Source organism: Bordetella sp. (assembly GCF_057362025.1).
In genome coordinates, this window is record NZ_JBMQQZ010000003.1 from 67,261 (window position 1) to 82,374 (window position 15,114).

Annotated in this window: 11 protein-coding genes; 8 read left to right on the forward strand and 3 right to left on the reverse strand. The window is 66.7% G+C overall.

The genetic code is table 11. From position 1 onward, the window contains the following. Positions 1-91: 91 nt before the first annotated feature. Positions 92-4,165: a hypothetical protein gene (locus ACO1P8_RS01535; RefSeq protein ID WP_486294172.1), complete on the reverse strand. Its 4,074-nt coding sequence runs from the start codon at positions 4,163-4,165 to the stop codon at positions 92-94. Positions 4,166-4,604: 439 nt separating this feature from the next. Between ACO1P8_RS01535 and ACO1P8_RS01540 the strand changes: the two genes are divergently transcribed. Further along, a complete protein-coding gene (locus tag ACO1P8_RS01540) occupies positions 4,605-5,396 on the forward strand; it encodes an SDR family NAD(P)-dependent oxidoreductase (protein ID WP_486294173.1) in 792 nt (263 codons plus the stop codon). Positions 5,397-5,509: 113 nt separating this feature from the next. On the opposite strand, the gene ACO1P8_RS01545 is transcribed toward ACO1P8_RS01540, so the two are convergent. Further along, positions 5,510-6,274: an IclR family transcriptional regulator gene (locus tag ACO1P8_RS01545; protein WP_486294174.1), complete on the reverse strand. Its 765-nt coding sequence runs from the start codon at positions 6,272-6,274 to the stop codon at positions 5,510-5,512. 109 nt (positions 6,275-6,383) lie between these two features. Here ACO1P8_RS01545 and ACO1P8_RS01550 point away from each other — a divergent pair, with 109 nt between their 5' ends. The 4 genes from ACO1P8_RS01550 to ACO1P8_RS01565 all read left to right on the forward strand — a co-directional run bounded on the left by ACO1P8_RS01550 (position 6,384) and on the right by ACO1P8_RS01565 (position 11,060). After that, a complete protein-coding gene (locus ACO1P8_RS01550) occupies positions 6,384-7,415 on the forward strand; it encodes a tripartite tricarboxylate transporter substrate binding protein (protein WP_486294175.1) in 1,032 nt (343 codons plus the stop codon). Between the two features lie 84 nt (positions 7,416-7,499). Further along, positions 7,500-9,035, forward strand: a complete 1,536-nt coding sequence (locus ACO1P8_RS01555; protein WP_486294176.1) for a class I adenylate-forming enzyme family protein — start codon at positions 7,500-7,502, stop codon at positions 9,033-9,035. A 45-nt stretch (positions 9,036-9,080) separates the two neighbouring features. Next, positions 9,081-9,842: a citryl-CoA lyase gene (locus ACO1P8_RS01560; protein WP_094840893.1), complete on the forward strand. Its 762-nt coding sequence runs from the start codon at positions 9,081-9,083 to the stop codon at positions 9,840-9,842. A 138-nt stretch (positions 9,843-9,980) separates the two neighbouring features. Then, a complete protein-coding gene (locus ACO1P8_RS01565) occupies positions 9,981-11,060 on the forward strand; it encodes a maleylacetate reductase (RefSeq protein WP_486294177.1) in 1,080 nt (359 codons plus the stop codon). Between the two features lie 39 nt (positions 11,061-11,099). Here ACO1P8_RS01565 and ACO1P8_RS01570 read toward each other — a convergent pair whose 3' ends face one another. Next, the gene (locus ACO1P8_RS01570) at positions 11,100-11,897 is read right to left on the reverse strand and encodes a GntR family transcriptional regulator (RefSeq protein WP_486294178.1); all 798 of its coding nucleotides are present in this window, start codon (positions 11,895-11,897) and stop codon (positions 11,100-11,102) included. A gap of 228 nt (positions 11,898-12,125) precedes the next feature. Between ACO1P8_RS01570 and ACO1P8_RS01575 the strand changes: the two genes are divergently transcribed. The 3 genes from ACO1P8_RS01575 to ACO1P8_RS01585 are packed head-to-tail and all read left to right on the forward strand — an operon-like array spanning position 12,126 to position 15,114. Beyond that, positions 12,126-13,157, forward strand: coding sequence for an ABC transporter substrate-binding protein (locus tag ACO1P8_RS01575; RefSeq protein WP_486294179.1), 1,032 nt, complete (start codon positions 12,126-12,128; stop codon positions 13,155-13,157). Between the two features lie 38 nt (positions 13,158-13,195). Next, on the forward strand, positions 13,196-14,251 hold the full coding sequence (locus ACO1P8_RS01580; protein ID WP_486294180.1) for an ABC transporter ATP-binding protein: 1,056 nt from the start codon (positions 13,196-13,198) through the stop codon (positions 14,249-14,251). Beyond that, positions 14,248-15,114, forward strand: coding sequence for an ABC transporter permease (locus tag ACO1P8_RS01585; RefSeq protein ID WP_486294181.1), 867 nt, complete (start codon positions 14,248-14,250; stop codon positions 15,112-15,114). Before ACO1P8_RS01580 ends, ACO1P8_RS01585 begins: the two co-directional genes overlap by 4 nt.

Here is a 15,114-nt window from a genome sequence, read left to right on the forward strand (position 1 = left end):
TTACCGGGGCGCCTTTTTTTATGCTGCGGGATTTTCCGCGCGATGCTCGAACCGCGGCCAGGTACGTCGACATGGCCGCGCAGCCGAGCCTTCAGTGCGACGGGAAATAATCTCCGGCCGTCGTGGTATCGACCTTCCTCCACCGCTCGTTCCCCTGGGACGGGTTCCAGGCGTCCGCCGGAGGATCCGGCATCGGAAAGCGCGCCTTCAGATATTCGTCCTGCGCGTCGACGTACCGATGCAGTCTTTCCACCTGGGTCTTGCCGTACTCGAATGCCTTGTTCCCGTCGATAGGCGTCGTGTAGGTCAGCCGGCGGGGTTGCGAGTAGCCCGCTTCCTTCAGGATGCGCTGCGCCAGGTATTCGACGGCGCCGCGGTCCCAGGTCTCGGCCGGATCGTCCTTCAGGGTCAGGAAGTGCATGAACTCATGGACGATGCACGAGGGAGCCTGTTGCGGCGCGTGTTTTCCACCATCGACGATGATGCCCAGCGTGACCTTTCTTTCCTGGTTCAGCACCTGGCCGGTACTGAAGAACGGCGGCGATTTGACCTCGGGCACGACGATCTTCTTTACCCCGGTATCGATGGAACCCGGGATCATCGCGCCTGCGACCAGCGGCTCGTCGGCAAGGATCGCTTTTCCGTTCTTCAGCGCGGCAGGCAAGGAGATATGGATGGTCCATGCGCGGTCTTTCTTCAATATCCCCTTGGCCTTGGCCTTGTTGACCAGGCCGCGGAACGTTTCGGATCTGGCATAAAGGTCCGTCAGGAAGGTTCGCATGTCCTCTTCGATCTCGCGCTTGAAGCGCCCGGCGTCCGCCGCGTCGGCCAGGCGGGGATCGACCTTGGCGTAGGCGGATTTCTCCAGATCGAGCACCATGATGCCCAGATAGTCGTCGAATTCTTCTTCCCACCAGGGATAGCGGGTCAGGTCCGTGGCTTCACGCAGCACTCTTTCCGATTCGTGGACGGTCTCCGTATTCTTCAGGCGTATCGGGATGAGGCCCACGCCGCCGTCGTGCTGCATCACGATGCGTTCGGCCATACTCTTCATGGTGTCGTCATCGACAATGACGCGCTTGATCGGATTGGCGTTCGCGCCGGCGGGCGCGCTGTGCAGTGCCCCGCCGCCGCGAAGGGCGGGAATGCGGCGCGGTTCGCGCCAGACACCCAGGTCCTTGTCCCAGGCGAGCCTGGGCGTGCCGTTGCGGGTGCCGCTCAGGGGCGCGCCGGCAATGCGCCAGACTGGCCGTTCCGGCGTGCTGGCCGCATGGTCGGCCGCCAGTTCCAGATAGTCGCCATGGATCGGTGCGTAGCGCCTGGCGCCCAGCATGATGGTGCCGTCCCCGGACACCCGGGCCCTTGCAAGCGCTTCCCGTAAGCCGGCATCCGCGACCCGGTAGCGGTCCAGAACGCCAGGGGGCAATGCCACGTCACGCGCGCGATGGGCCAGGTCGATCCAGCCCCCTTGGCCTGGATGATAGGTCAACAGCGTTGGCATGTCCTCGGCCGCATCGCTCGCCGCGCGTGCAACGGCGGGGACCGGGTACCACGCCGGTGGTTCGCCCGCCGGCGTGGGCGTACGCGGCGCGATTTCGATATAGGCGCCGGCGATGGGCGCGAAGATCCTGTTGTCGAGCGTGACCGTACCCTGGTCGGATACCCGCGCGCGCGCCAGCATGCTGAGCGTGGCGGGGTCGGAAACCGCGTGGTGCGCCAGTTCGGTTACGTGGAGCGAGGGGGTGAGCGCGCCCTTGCGTCCGCGTACCAGAACAGGTCCTACCGGGTGCAGGCGGTGCGGGTCGAATTGGGCATAGGCGCTGCCGACGCGGCGCAGCCATCGCGTGCCACCCTCCGCGTCCGCGGCCTTGACGAACGGCGGCTGCGCGTTGCCGGCGATGGGGATGCCCTGTACGCCAGGCGCGGCGGGCACCGGCGGCCGCGCGCCGGTCCCGGGCAGCAGCGTGAAGGTCGTGGGAGACGCCGTGGGCGGCGCGATCGTGCGGGTGCGGCCGGAGAATAGCTGCCCGGGCGCGTCGGCGATCCGGCGCAGCGTCGTCGGCTTCAACTGCCGGTAAGCGCGGGCGAACAGCTCGCCGAACGAGCGTGTGCCGACAGGCACCGGGCACAGCGTGTCGAGTAGCGTTCCGGCGGTATGCATGGCATGCAGCCCCATCGAAGGCAGATGGGCGCCGGCGTGCCTGAAACCCAACCCCGCGCTGTTGACGGGGCCGTGTCCCGCGAGCGAGCCGAGTGCGACCCGAATCCCCCCGACCAGGGCTTTCCTGCTGATGCCGACCAGTTTGCTGGCGGCAAAGGCCGTGGGTATCAAGGCGAATACCCCGGTCACCAACGAGAGATACGCTGACGCATACTCGCCGCGCTTCATGGATGTGTAGGTGCCGTAGAACGGTACGATCGTCTCCAGCACGCGGTCCGCTTTGCTGATGCCGTCCTGGATGGGCGCGCTTTGTTTTTTGAGCTCCAGCAAGCCGGGCCGGAAATGCGCATCGATGGCATCGCCGATGCGGCCGGCTTCGCCGGAGAACGTCTGCTCCAGCACGCAGGAGAACGCCATGTCCGAACCGGAGGCGCGCTTTATCCCGTTCAGGTCCTCCTGCGTCAACGCGCTATGGCGGTTCTGGACCAGCCAATCCTGAGGGTCCATCCGGTCCGGGATTTTTTCGATGGTTCCGCCGGGCGAGACAAAGTATCGGTAGGGGCGCTGGGCATCCGTGCAGGTGACGAAGAAGCCGTGGGCCTGCGCGCCGGGGTGCGACGTGATGCGGGCGCGGTGGATGGAAACGGACGCCCCACTGTCGCCGGGCTGGAAGCCATCCCTGGCCGCCGTGTCCAGCATAAGGCCCAGCATTTTCTTGTGGGCGTCCAGGTAATCGGCGATATAGGCATCGAATTTCCGCTCGTAGAGATCCTTGTACAGGGGCGCGTCGCGGCTCGTTTTTGCGATCAGCTTGCGGTTGAACCGGTTGGGTTCGATCTCCGCCAGGTCGTTGAACTTCACATAGAACTCATGCAGCTTATGGCTCTCGCGCCTGCCCTTGGAGGAGATGGGCTCTTCGATGACGATGGCCATGGGATCCAGGCCCTGGTCCCTGAGCGCGTCCTCCGCGATGCTGCGTGCGCTGGGCGGGGGATCCAGGGCCAGCAGGCGGTCGATGGCCTCGCCCAGCGCAAGTTCGGTGCGGAACTCGTCGGCGGCAAAGGCTTGGACTTTTTCAGCGATTGCGGCCTGGTCGCCTTCGCGCAGCTGCATCAGATCCACCTGGCCGGCGGCGTGCGCCATCAGTAGCAGGCCGATCTGGGATGGCAGCGGGACGGGGTGCACCGCCTCCCCCTGCGGGAGCGGGGGGCGCTGCCCTGTTTCCGCCTGATCCTGCGCCAGCGGGGGAGGCGCCGTGTTGCGGTGGTTCTGCCGGGCTGCGCCGATATCGATGGCCTGGCCGAATGCGCTGACCTGCGCGGCCGTCATGGCGGTGGCGTCCACGCCGGCTGCCGCGCATGCCTGGATGCCGATCCACAGCTTTACCCAGTCGCGGCTACCGTAGCGCGGCGATGGCGACAGCGGTTCGAAGTTCAGCGTCGGATCGTCGATCAGGGCGACGCGCAGCTGCGCAACAATGGGCGCGAACCCCCGCGTGGCGGCGGAGGCGTCCAGCGTCTTTCCGATGCGGGCTTCGATCGCCGCTGCTGCGTCCTCGATGGATAGCTTGTTGGCATTGCGCAGGGTAAGGCCGTCGTAAAACACGGCGGCGCCGTCCGCGGCATCCGCGTTCAACGCCGCCGGCCAGTCGATGGAGTCGGTCAGCGCGAGCGCCAGACCGTTGGCCAGCAGGCGCCGCTGGCCGGGGCCGATGTCCGCGGCTACAGGCTCGTGCGCGAAAAGCCGGCATGCGCGGGCCAGGCAAAGCATCAAGTCCGCGTCGTGTTCCAGCCATCTTCCGGCGACGGGGGTATCGGGCTTGGGGTAAGCGGCGAAAAAGGCGGCGATGACACGGGCCGCGTCGTCTTCGGCGGCCAGGCCCAGCCTGACGCGTGCGTGTTCGACGAAAGCGGCGGTCAGGCGGGCCGCCATTTCCCGGCGGGCGTCGGTGTTGGCTGGCGTATCGCCGGATCGCGCGTCTGCCTTGGCAAACCGGTCAACCATCGCCGCCGCCGGGCGGCCCAGGGCCAGCGCCTCTTTTGCCGTCGCGGCGGCGATCCCGGTCAGGGCGAGATCGGGCGCCTTTGGCGATCGTGGGTAGATTGGAGGAGACGAAAGATGATTCCTGGCCAAGGCCAGGGCATACGCAACGGACAAGACGGCTGCTCCCGATTCGAGCCCCTTCCCAGGGATCGAAAAATAGCCGTTGTGACACAGGCGCTATTGGCCGGTTCCCTGCCACTCTTCCGGGCCATCTCCGCTTTGTCGCTGTACGGAGCCAAGGTGGGCAGCAACCATGTCCAGAAGGGCATGCCGGAACCTGGGAAAGCCGGGAGCGAGGCGGCGGAAGGCGATGTCCTGAAATGCCGTTTCTTTGTCAGAAGCGGGTTCCGGCTTGTCGGCACAATGGTCGCCTCTCTATTCATCCTGGAAAGTATTCAACATGGCCGTACAGACTGCCCTGATCACCGGCGCCTCTTCGGGTATAGGTGCCGTTTACGCCGATCGCCTGGCGCGGCGCGGCTATGACCTCGTCCTGGTCGCCCGCAATATGGACCGGCTGGCCGCCGTCGCCGAGCGTATCCGCACGGGCACCGGCCGAAGTGTCTCGCTGCTCCAGGCCGACCTGGCCGACAAAGGCGATTCCGCGCAGGTCGAGGCAGTGTTGGCGAAGGGTGGGATCCATATGCTGGTGAACAATGCCGGCTTCGGCGCCGTCAAGCCGCTGCTCGACAGCGATGTCGCGACGATGACCGGGATGATCGACATCAACGTGACAGCGCTGACGCGCCTGACCTACGCGGCCGTACCCGCTTTCATCAGGCAGGGCGGCGGGACCATCGTCAATATCGCCTCGATCGTCGCCATCGGGCCGGAGATCCTGAACGGCGTCTATGGTGGCACCAAGGCCTTCGTACTGGCCTTGACGCAATCGCTGCAGTACGAACTCGGCGCGAAGGGCCTGCGCGTGCAGGCCGTCCTGCCGGGGGCCACGGCCACGGATTTCTGGGGCAATGCGGGCCTGCCGCATAGCGAGCTGCCGAACGAAATCGTGATGTCGACGGAAAGCATGGTCGACGCCGCGCTGGCGGGTCTGGATGCCGGGGAAGTGGTCACCATCCCGCCGCTGCAGGACGGCGCGGCATGGGATGCCTACGAGGCCATGCGCAAACAGCTGTCGCAACAGTTCGGCCATCGTACGCCCGGGCCGCGCTATCTGCCGCGCGCCGCTTGACAGTCAGCGGGGTCCTGGTCATCCGGCATGTGCCGGTCGACAACCGAAAGGTGGCGAAGCCTGCGTTGTTCCTGGGCACCTTGACCTTGGTCAAGCGGCCGTGAAGGGGAAGATCAGTACGCCGGCGCGGCGGCGTCCAGTTCACGCCGGATGATGCCCGCCACCTGTTTCTGGCGCGATGACGACATCCTGTCCACGGTGCTGGAAACGCTTACCGCAAGCACAGGATAGCCACGCGCATCGAGCAAGGCGGCGCCCACGCCCACGACGCCCGGCACCGCGGCATTGCCCACCACCGACCAGCCGCGCCCGCGGGTGTTGGCCACCAGCCGCTGCATCTGGGTCGGCGACATACCGCCATACGCCGGCAGGGCATTGCGGTTGTCATGGATGATGGCCTTGGATTCCTGCTCGGGCAACGCGGCCAGCAGCGCCAGGCCGGCCGCGCCCACGCCCAGGGGCTGGCGGTGCCCTACCGTGACCACCAGAACCTGTACGGGATAGCTGCCGACCTCGCGGTGCAGGCATAGCGAATCGCCGCCGGAGCGGCATACGAGAAACGCGGCGTCTCCCGTTTCGTCGCTGATGCGGCGCAGGGCGGGCTTGAGCCGCGCCATGGCCGCGGCATGCGTATCCACGGGGGCCGCCCAGGTCTGCGCCACGCTGTAGCGCCGCGTATCCGCGCAGCGCGATGCGCAGCCTTCTTCGACCAGCACATCCAGGAACCGATAGACGGTAGGGCGCTGGATGCCCGTGGCCCGCGCGACCTCCATGATGGACAGGCCGCCGGGACCGGCCCGGCGCAGGGTATCCAGCACACGCAGGCCACGGCGCAGCGTGCGGGGGCCGGCTGCGGAAGTGGATTCCGGTTTGTTCATTTCTTGGACACATTCGTTTGTCAGAGGGCGAATATATCCGGAATATGCGCCTGCGTCAGAACAAATAGATGTCCAAAATTTGGACAAAAGATAAAACCAGGAGACAACCATGCATACCGTTTCGTCCCGCTTCCTGCGGGGCCTGGCTGCCGCCACTACGCTGGCGGCAGCCCTCGGCCCGGCCGGCAACGCCAACGCCGCCCCCAGTGGCGGCGCCAACACGAATGCAAATGCCGATGCCTACCCCGAACGACCCGTGACGCTGGTCGTCGGCTATGCCGCCGGCGGCGCCACCGATATCGTCGCCAGGCTGATTGCCAAGTCGCTGTCCGAGGAATTGGGCCGGTCTTTTGTCGTCGAGAACAAGACCGGCGCCAGCAGCAACATCGGCGCGGAAGTCGTGGCGCGCGCCGCGCCGGATGGCTACACCCTGTATGTCGGCTCCATCGCCAACACCATCAACACCACGCTTTTCCGCAAGCTGAACTACGACTTCGTCAGGGATTTCGCACCGATCGGGATGCTGGCGACGGTACCCAATATCCTGGTCGTCAATCCCAGGCTTCCCGTGACGTCCGTGCAGCAATACATCGCCTATGCGAAAGCGCATCCCGGCAAACTGAGCTGCGCCTCGTCCGGGGCCGGCTCGTCGATTCATCTGTCCTGCGAGCTGTTCAAGCAGCAAACGGGAACGGACATCCTGCACGTGCCGTACCGCGGCAGCGGACCGGCCGTGGCGGACCTGCTCGGCGGGCAGGTGGATTCCATGTTCGACAACCTGCCTTCGTCGCTGCCGCAGGTGCGTGCCGGCAAGCTGCGGGCGCTCGGCGTCACCTCGCCGGACCGTGTATCGCTGGCGCCGGACGTGCCCACGCTGGCGGAGGCCGGGTTGAAGGGCTTCTCCGTACAGTCGTGGTTCGGGCTGATGGCGCCGGCAGGCACGCCGCGACCCATCGTCGACAAACTGAATGCCGCGATCAATCGCGCCCTGGCTGGTCCCGCCATGCGCCAGGCCTACGAGCACAGCGGCTTCGTCGCGCCGCCGCAGCCCAATACCCCCCGGACCTACGCCATGTGGATAGACAGCGAGATCGCCAAGTGGGCCAAGGTCATCAAGGCGGCCGACCTGAAGGCGGATTGAACCCGCCCCCAGGGGCCTTGCGCGCCGCGGCCATGGCGCCGGACGCGGCGCGTTTACCGCATCAATCGCGCTTAGGGAGAAGGTGTGTACCCGATCGATTTTTTCTACCGCGCCGCGCGTCGGCATCCCGACCGTATCGCCCTGGACAGCCCGGGCGCTACCTATCGCTATTCCCGCCTGCGTGCCGAGGTGGACGCCCTGGCATGCGCCCTGCAGGCGGCCGACCCGCGTCCCTCCAGCCGCGTCTGCATCGGCGCGGGCAACACCGCCGGGCACATCGTGGCCCTGTTGGCGGTGCTCGCCGCCGGCAAGACCTGGGTACCCCTGAACACCCTCAGCACCGCGCCAGAGCTGGCCCGCATCGTCCAGGCCACCGAGCCCGGCATCCTGATCATGGACGATACCGGCGTGCCGCTGCTGGAGCCCGCGCTGGCCGCCCACGATGCCGTCGGCATCCGGTTGGACGGCAGCGGCCCGGGCACGCTGGCGGATCTGCTGGCGCGCCACGCGGGCGGCGTTCCGGTACGTCACGATCTGTCGCGCGACGACACGCAGGCCATCAAGTTCACCGGCGGAACCACCGGCATGCCGAAGGGTGTCATGCAGCCCTATCGCGCGTGGAACGTCTTGATCGTGAACCAGATCGCCAATTGGGAGCTGAACCAGGACGATCGCTATGTCGTCGCCGCGCCGGTTACCCACGGCACGTCGACCTACCTGCTGCCGGTGCTCGCGCAGGGCGGGACGCACCTGCTGCTGGACACCATTAACCCGGACACCATCACGCAGGCCTTTCGCGAGCGCGGCGGCACGCTGTCGTTCATGCCGCCCACGCTGATCTACATGCTGATGGCGCAGGAAGGCGTCAGCCGTGCCGATTTCCCGGCCTTGCGCGCCTTGATCTACGGCGGCGCACCCATGCCGGTGGACAAGCTGGCCGAGGTCCAGGCTTTCTTCGGGCCCGTCGTCGGTACGACCTACGGGCAGACGGAAGCGCCGCAGATCGTCACCGCCATGCGGCCGCGCGACTTCGATGGGCCGCACCGGCGCGGCGCGGTGGGACGCGTGACCTGGTTCTCGGAGCTGGCCATCATGGCGCCGGACGGTACGCTGCTGCCCGATGGACAGACGGGCGAGATCGTCGTGCGCGGCGACCTCGTCATGAGCGGCTATTGGCGGCTGCCGGAGAAGACGGCCGAGACCATCGTGGACGGATGGCTGCATACCGGCGACGTGGGCATGGTCGATCCGGAGGGCTTCCTGCACATCAAGGACCGGCTGCGCGACGTCATCATCACCGGCGGCTTCAATGTCTATCCCATCGACGTGGAGAACGCGCTGGCCAATCATCCGGCCGTCTACGAAAGCGCGGTGTTCGGCCTGCCCCACGAAAAATGGGGCGAGGCGGTGCATGCCGCCGTGCAGTTGCATGCCGGCCGCGCGGCCAGCGCCGACGCGCTGAAGGCGCACGTGCGCGCTCTGCTCGGGCCGGTCCAGACCCCCAAGTACGTCCATTTCCACGACAGCCTGCCGCGTTCGCCGGTAGGCAAGGTGCTGAAAACCGCCGTGCGCGAGCAAGTGTCGCGCGAGACCTCCGCCGTTGCCGCTACCGGACACTGAAGCGGTTGGCGATGCAACCCGACTGCCACATAGAGGAAACGAACCATGAATGCTCCCGTCACCCGCCTGTGCACCCATTCCCTGACCGGTATGCATTATCGCGATGCCGATCTGGTCGAGGAACTGATCGGCCACAAGACCTTTACCGAAGTCATGTTCATGCAGATCATGGGACGCGCGGCGCGCCCGACGGACCTGCGGGTGGTCGACGCCGTGCTGATCACCCTGATGGAGCATGGCCTGACCCCCAGCGCGATCGCCACGCGGCTGGTCTACATGAGCGCGCCGGAGAACCTGCAAGGCGCCGTGTCCGCGGGCTTGCTTGCCGTGGGCAGCCAGTTCGTCGGCACCATGGAAAACTGCGCCGGCCTGCTGGGGCGCCTGGTCGATGCCGCCGATCCGGAGGCCGAGGCGCGCGATATCGTCCTCGGGTATCGCGAATCCCGCGCCCATCTGCCCGGCTTCGGCCATCACCTGCACAAGCCGGACGATCCCCGGGCGTTGAAACTGCTGGCCTTGGGCGAGGCCGAGGCAGAGCTGCCGGGGCACTGGCTGCGCGCGCTGCGGCTGCTGGCGCGCGTCGTCGACGACATCCACGGGCGGCACATCACCATCAACGCGACGGGCGCCGTGGCGGCATTGCTGGGCGAAATCGGCGTACCGACCGCACTGATGCGGGGCTTCGCCGTCATATCGCGTGCGGCGGGGCTGGTTTCGCATATCGCCGAAGAACAGCAGGAGCCCTCCGGCCGCTTCATCTGGGACACCATCGATCACGCCATTCCCTATGTGGGGAAAGGCCGCTGATCGTATGATGCTTGCCTGGATTCCGATGTGGCGATCGGTGTCAGGCAGTCCCCGATCGCCGGCCGGATAGCCCCGCCGCCGGGACGTCTGTGGTGGAATACGACATCGTATTGAATCGGGTCGCGAGGGGGGGGCGGTGTGAAAGCATTTATCTACAACAGCCAGCCGGGCAGGGTGGTTTTCGGCAGCGGGGCGCTTGGATCCCTGGAGCAGGAGGTCGAACTTCTGGGGGCGGAACGCGTCGTGGTGCTATCGACGCCGGGCCAGCAGGGCCCGGCGCAGGCCGTCGCGCAACGCCTGGACCGGCGCGCCGCGGGCATATTCCCGCGCGCGGTCATGCATGTGCCGATGGCGCTCGTGTCGGAGGCGCGCGCAGAGGCGCGCCGGCTGGGCGCGGACTGCCTCGTCGCCATGGGCGGCGGCTCCACCGTGGGCCTGGCCAAGGCGATCGCGCTGGAGCTGGACCTGCCCATCCTGGCCATCCCCACCACATACGCCGGCAGCGAGATGACGCCCATCTACGGCATGACGGAAGGGGGCCTCAAGAAAACGGGCAAGGATCCGCGCGCGCTCCCACGCACGGTCATCTACGACCCCGACCTGACGCTGCGCCTGCCTGTCGCGCTAAGCATCACCAGCGGCATGAACGCCATCGCGCACGCCGCGGAAGGACTGTACGCGAAGGACGGCAATCCCATCATGGCGATGATGGCCGAAGAAGGCATACGGGCGCTGGCCGGGGCGATGCCCGTCCTGCGGCGCCAGCCCGCGGATGCCGATGCGCGCGCCGACGCGCTGTACGGCGCCTGGCTGTGCGGCACCGTATTGGGCAATGTCGGCATGGCGCTGCACCACAAGCTGTGCCACACCCTGGGCGGGACGTTCAATCTGCCGCACGCGGAAGTCCATACCGTGATCCTTCCGCAGGCCATCGCATTCAATGCGCCCTTCGCCCGGCCGGCCATGGCGCGCATCGAACGCGCGCTGGGCACGCAAGGGGGATCCAGTGCCGCCGCCGCCTTGTTCGATCTGGCGCGCGACAACGGCGCGCCGGTGGCCTTGAGGACCTTGGGCGGCATAACGGAAGCCGACCTGGGGCACGCGGCGGATTTGGCCGTGCAGGCGCCTTACTGGAATCCGCGCCAGATCGACGCGGGGCAGCGGGACGCCATCCACCAACTGCTGCTGGCGGCGTATCACGGGGTCAGGCCGGACTGACGGCACCCCAGGCTCGCGTCGCCGGCGCCTTCCCGTCGGCTACGCCACGTTCAGCGACATCGAGTACTTCATCTTGTCGTGGGGAAAGGTGGTGATGGTGGCCAGCAGCAGCACCCCGCCGCTGCCGTAGTAGCGACGGGTAATGACGAAGCCCGCCGTCCGCGGTTCCACGTGCAGTTGCCGGGCGATGGGCGCGGCGATGGGCGTGGCCGAGAACTCCTGGTTGACCTCGTGGATGCGGTGGCCGAAGTGGTCCTCGATCAGCCGAAGCAGCGAGATGCGCGGCTGGATGTCGGCGCGCAGGTCGGAGTGCGCCGGATCGGCGTAGATCAGGGTGCACGCGACCGGCGTGTCCTGGTCGTCCAGCGTCTTGATGGAGTTGATGTGCAGCCACGACTGGCCGGGTTCGGCGCCCAGGGTCTCGGCCAGCCGCTTGGCGAGCTTGACCGTGCGCACATCCTGGACCAGCAGCGCGGCGTTGCGCGCGTATTGCAGCAGGTCGGGGAACTGCGAGATGCGCTGCGTGAACCGGGTGCTGGCGCGGGCGGTCTCGATGCGCGTGCCCACGCCCGGGCGGCGCGACACCATGCCCGCCACCGTCAACATGCGGATGGCCTCGCGGATGGTGTGGCGGCTGGCGCCGAATTGTTCGCATAGTTCATGTTCGGTCGGCAGCAGCGTCATGACCGGATAGCGGCCGCTGCCGATGTCGCGCGCCAGCTGCTGGTAGATGCTTTTGTAGCGCGGACCGCCAGCCTCGTCGTCCGGCCCCGCGGCGTGGCCACGGGCCTCGCGCGCCCCGGCCGGTTCGAGCGCGCCTTCGGAGGTTCGGGTCATGGGTGGTTCCTTTTCGCGTGCTATCGGGGTTTGTCCGGACAATAACCGATTGACAAGGCTGTCTCCGTGCATTCATTATTTGTCCGGACATTCATGTACGGACAAATTGTACGGCGGACATGAGGTCGCGGGGCAAGCGGGTCCGCAATTTTTTTGCGGAGAGTCCATCCCCGGATTCAGGCGGCATCGGCAGTTCTTGCAGTTCTCTTCCAATAAACGGGGGTTTTCATGGGCAAGGTACTCGCAGTCCTGACGGCGGCCACGGTGGCCGTCGGTGTGTGCGCCAACGCGCAGGCGCAGCAGAAACTGGTGGTCGCCGGCTACGGCGGCTCGTTCGAAGACATCATGCGCCAGGACATATTTCCACCCTTCGCCAAGCAGCATGGCGTCGAGCTGGACTACGTGGCCGGCAACTCCACCAACACGGTGGCGCGGCTGCAGGCGCAGAAAAGCAATCAGCAGATCGACGTCGCCATCATCGACGACGGCCCGATGTACCAGGCCATCGCGCTCGGCTTCTGCGCGCCGATCCAGGGCCTGCCGGTCAACGACCTCTACAGCACCGCGCGCTACAAGGACGACAAGGCCGTGGCCATCGGCATCGTCGCCACCGGCATCATGTACAACAAGAAAGTCTTCGACGAGCGCAAATGGGCCGCGCCCACCTCGTGGAAGGATCTGAAGGATCCCAAGTACAAGAAGCAGCTGGTGGTGCCGCCGCTGAACAACACTTACGGCCTGCACGCGCTGGTGGAATACGCCCGCGAAGGCGGCGGCGGCGAAAAGAACATCGATCCCGGCTTCAAGACCTTCAAGGACGAGATCGGCCCCAACGTGCTGGTGTACGAACCCTCGCCAGGCAAGATGACCGAGCTGTTCTCCAGCGGCCAGGCCAACATCGCGGTGTGGGGCAGCGGCCGCGTCAAATCCTTCGCCGACACCGGCTTCCCGGTGGGCTTCGTCTATCCGCGGGAGGGAGCCTATGCCCTGCTGTCGTCGGTGTGCCCGGTGGCCAAGCCCAACGCCAGTCCGCTGGCGCAGGCCTTCGTCAACTACCTGGTCAGCCCGAAGGTGCAGGAGCGACTGGCCAATGCCTATGGCTACGGCCCGGTGAACAAGCAGGCCAAGGCGGTCGACGATCCGCGCGTGCCGCTGCCGATCGGCAAGCGCGCCGCCGACCTGATCGTGATCGACTGGGACACCGTCAACCAGAACCGCGAAGACTGGAACAAGCGCTGGACGCGTGAAATCGAGCGATGAGGCAACGGCGGCGCGGCGCGCCGCCAGCGGGAGTATCCATGAGCTATCTCGTATTGAACCGCCTGTCCAAGCGCTACGGCGACCTGACGGCGGTCGAGGACCTGAGCTTGTCGGTCGAACGCGGCGAGTTCGTCTCGCTGCTGGGACCATCGGGCTGCGGCAAGACCACGACCCTGCAGATGATCGCCGGGTTCGTCGAACCCAGCGGCGGCAGCATCGTGCTGGACGGCAAGGACGTCAGCCGCATCCCGGCGAACAAGCGCGGCCTGGGCATGGTGTTCCAGAACTACGCGCTGTTTCCGCATATGACGGCGGCGGAAAACGTGTCGTTCGGCCTGGAGATGCAGCGCGTCGGCAAGGGGGAGCGGCAGGCGCGGGTGGCCGAGGCGCTCAAGCTGGTTGGCCTGTCGCACCTGGCCGACCGCCATCCGGCGCGCATGTCGGGCGGCCAGCAGCAGCGCGTGGCGCTGGCGCGCGCGCTGGTCATCCGCCCCAGCGTGCTGCTGCTGGACGAACCGCTGTCGAACCTGGACGCCAAGCTGCGCGAGGAAATGCAACTGGAGCTGCGCAGTATCCAGCGCACCGTCGGCACCACCACCATCCTGGTCACTCACGATCAGTCCGAGGCACTGGCGCTATCCGACCGTATCGTGGTGATGAACCAGGGCCGGGTCGAGCAGGTAGCAGAGCCTTTCGCGGCCTATGAGGCACCGTCGAGCCGCTTTGTCGGCGGATTCCTGGGCAAGGCCAACGTATTCACACCCACGGCGCAGCCCTATGCGGGCGAGATGCGGGCGCGCATCGGCGAGGCCCATATCGCCATGGAAGGCCGGCCGGTTCCGCCGGGCGCGGTGATCGTGCGGCCGGAAAAGATCCTGTTCGCCGAGGCCGGGGCGTGTGCGCTGCCCGGCCGCATGAAGACGCGCGTGTTCCAGGGCAACCACTGGCTATGCCAGGTGGACACCTCCGTTGGCGAGGTGCTGGTGATCCGCCAGAACGACGGCGTGCCGGTGCCCGCCGAGGGCGAGACGGTGCATCTGCGGTGGCGCGCGCAGGACATGTGCGCGGTGGCCGGGCAGGAGGCCGCTCAATGAGCGCGCGCACCAACCCCTGGCTGCTGAGCGGGCCGGCGCTGGCGCTCTACGCCACCTTCCTGGTGGTGCCGATGGCGCTGGTAATCCTTATCAGCTTCTTCGACTTCCAGTTCTACGGCGGCATACAGGCCACCTTCACCTGGAAGAACTACATCGATATCCTGGGCGACGGCTATTACTACGAAATCTATGCCCGTACCTTCGGCGTGGCGGCGCTGGTGACGCTGGCCTGCCTGGTGCTGGGCACGGCCGAAGCCTATGTACTGTCGCGCATGGCCAATCCGTGGAAGGGCCTGTTCCTGATGGTGGTGCTGGGACCGCTGCTGATTTCGGTGGTGGTGCGCACGCTGGGCTGGGCCCTGCTGTTCGGGTCCACCGGCCTCATCAACAAGACGCTGATGGGCATCGGCCTGGTCTCGACGCCGATCGACCTGATGTACAGCAATCTGGGCGTGGGCATCGCGCTCACGCATGTGCTGGTGCCGTTCATGGTGATCTCGGTGTGGGCGTCCCTGCAGCGGATCAATCCGTCGACCGAGGCCGCCGCGCTGTCGCTGGGCGCGAGCCAGTTCACCGTAATTCGGCGCGTGATCGTACCGCAGGTCATGCCTGGCATCCTGTCGGGCTCGATCATGGTGTTCGCGCTGGCCGCCAGTTCCTTCGCCACGCCCGCCATCATCGGCGGCCGGCGCCTGAAGAATGTGGCCACCGCCGCCTACGACGAGTTCCTGAATACGCTGAACTGGCCGCTCGGCGCGGCGCTGGCGGTGGTGCTGCTGGTGGCGACCGTGGTGGTGCTGTTGTCGGCCAACCGGTTGATCGAGCGCCGCTATGGCGCCGTCTTCAATCCGTCGGGAGCCTGA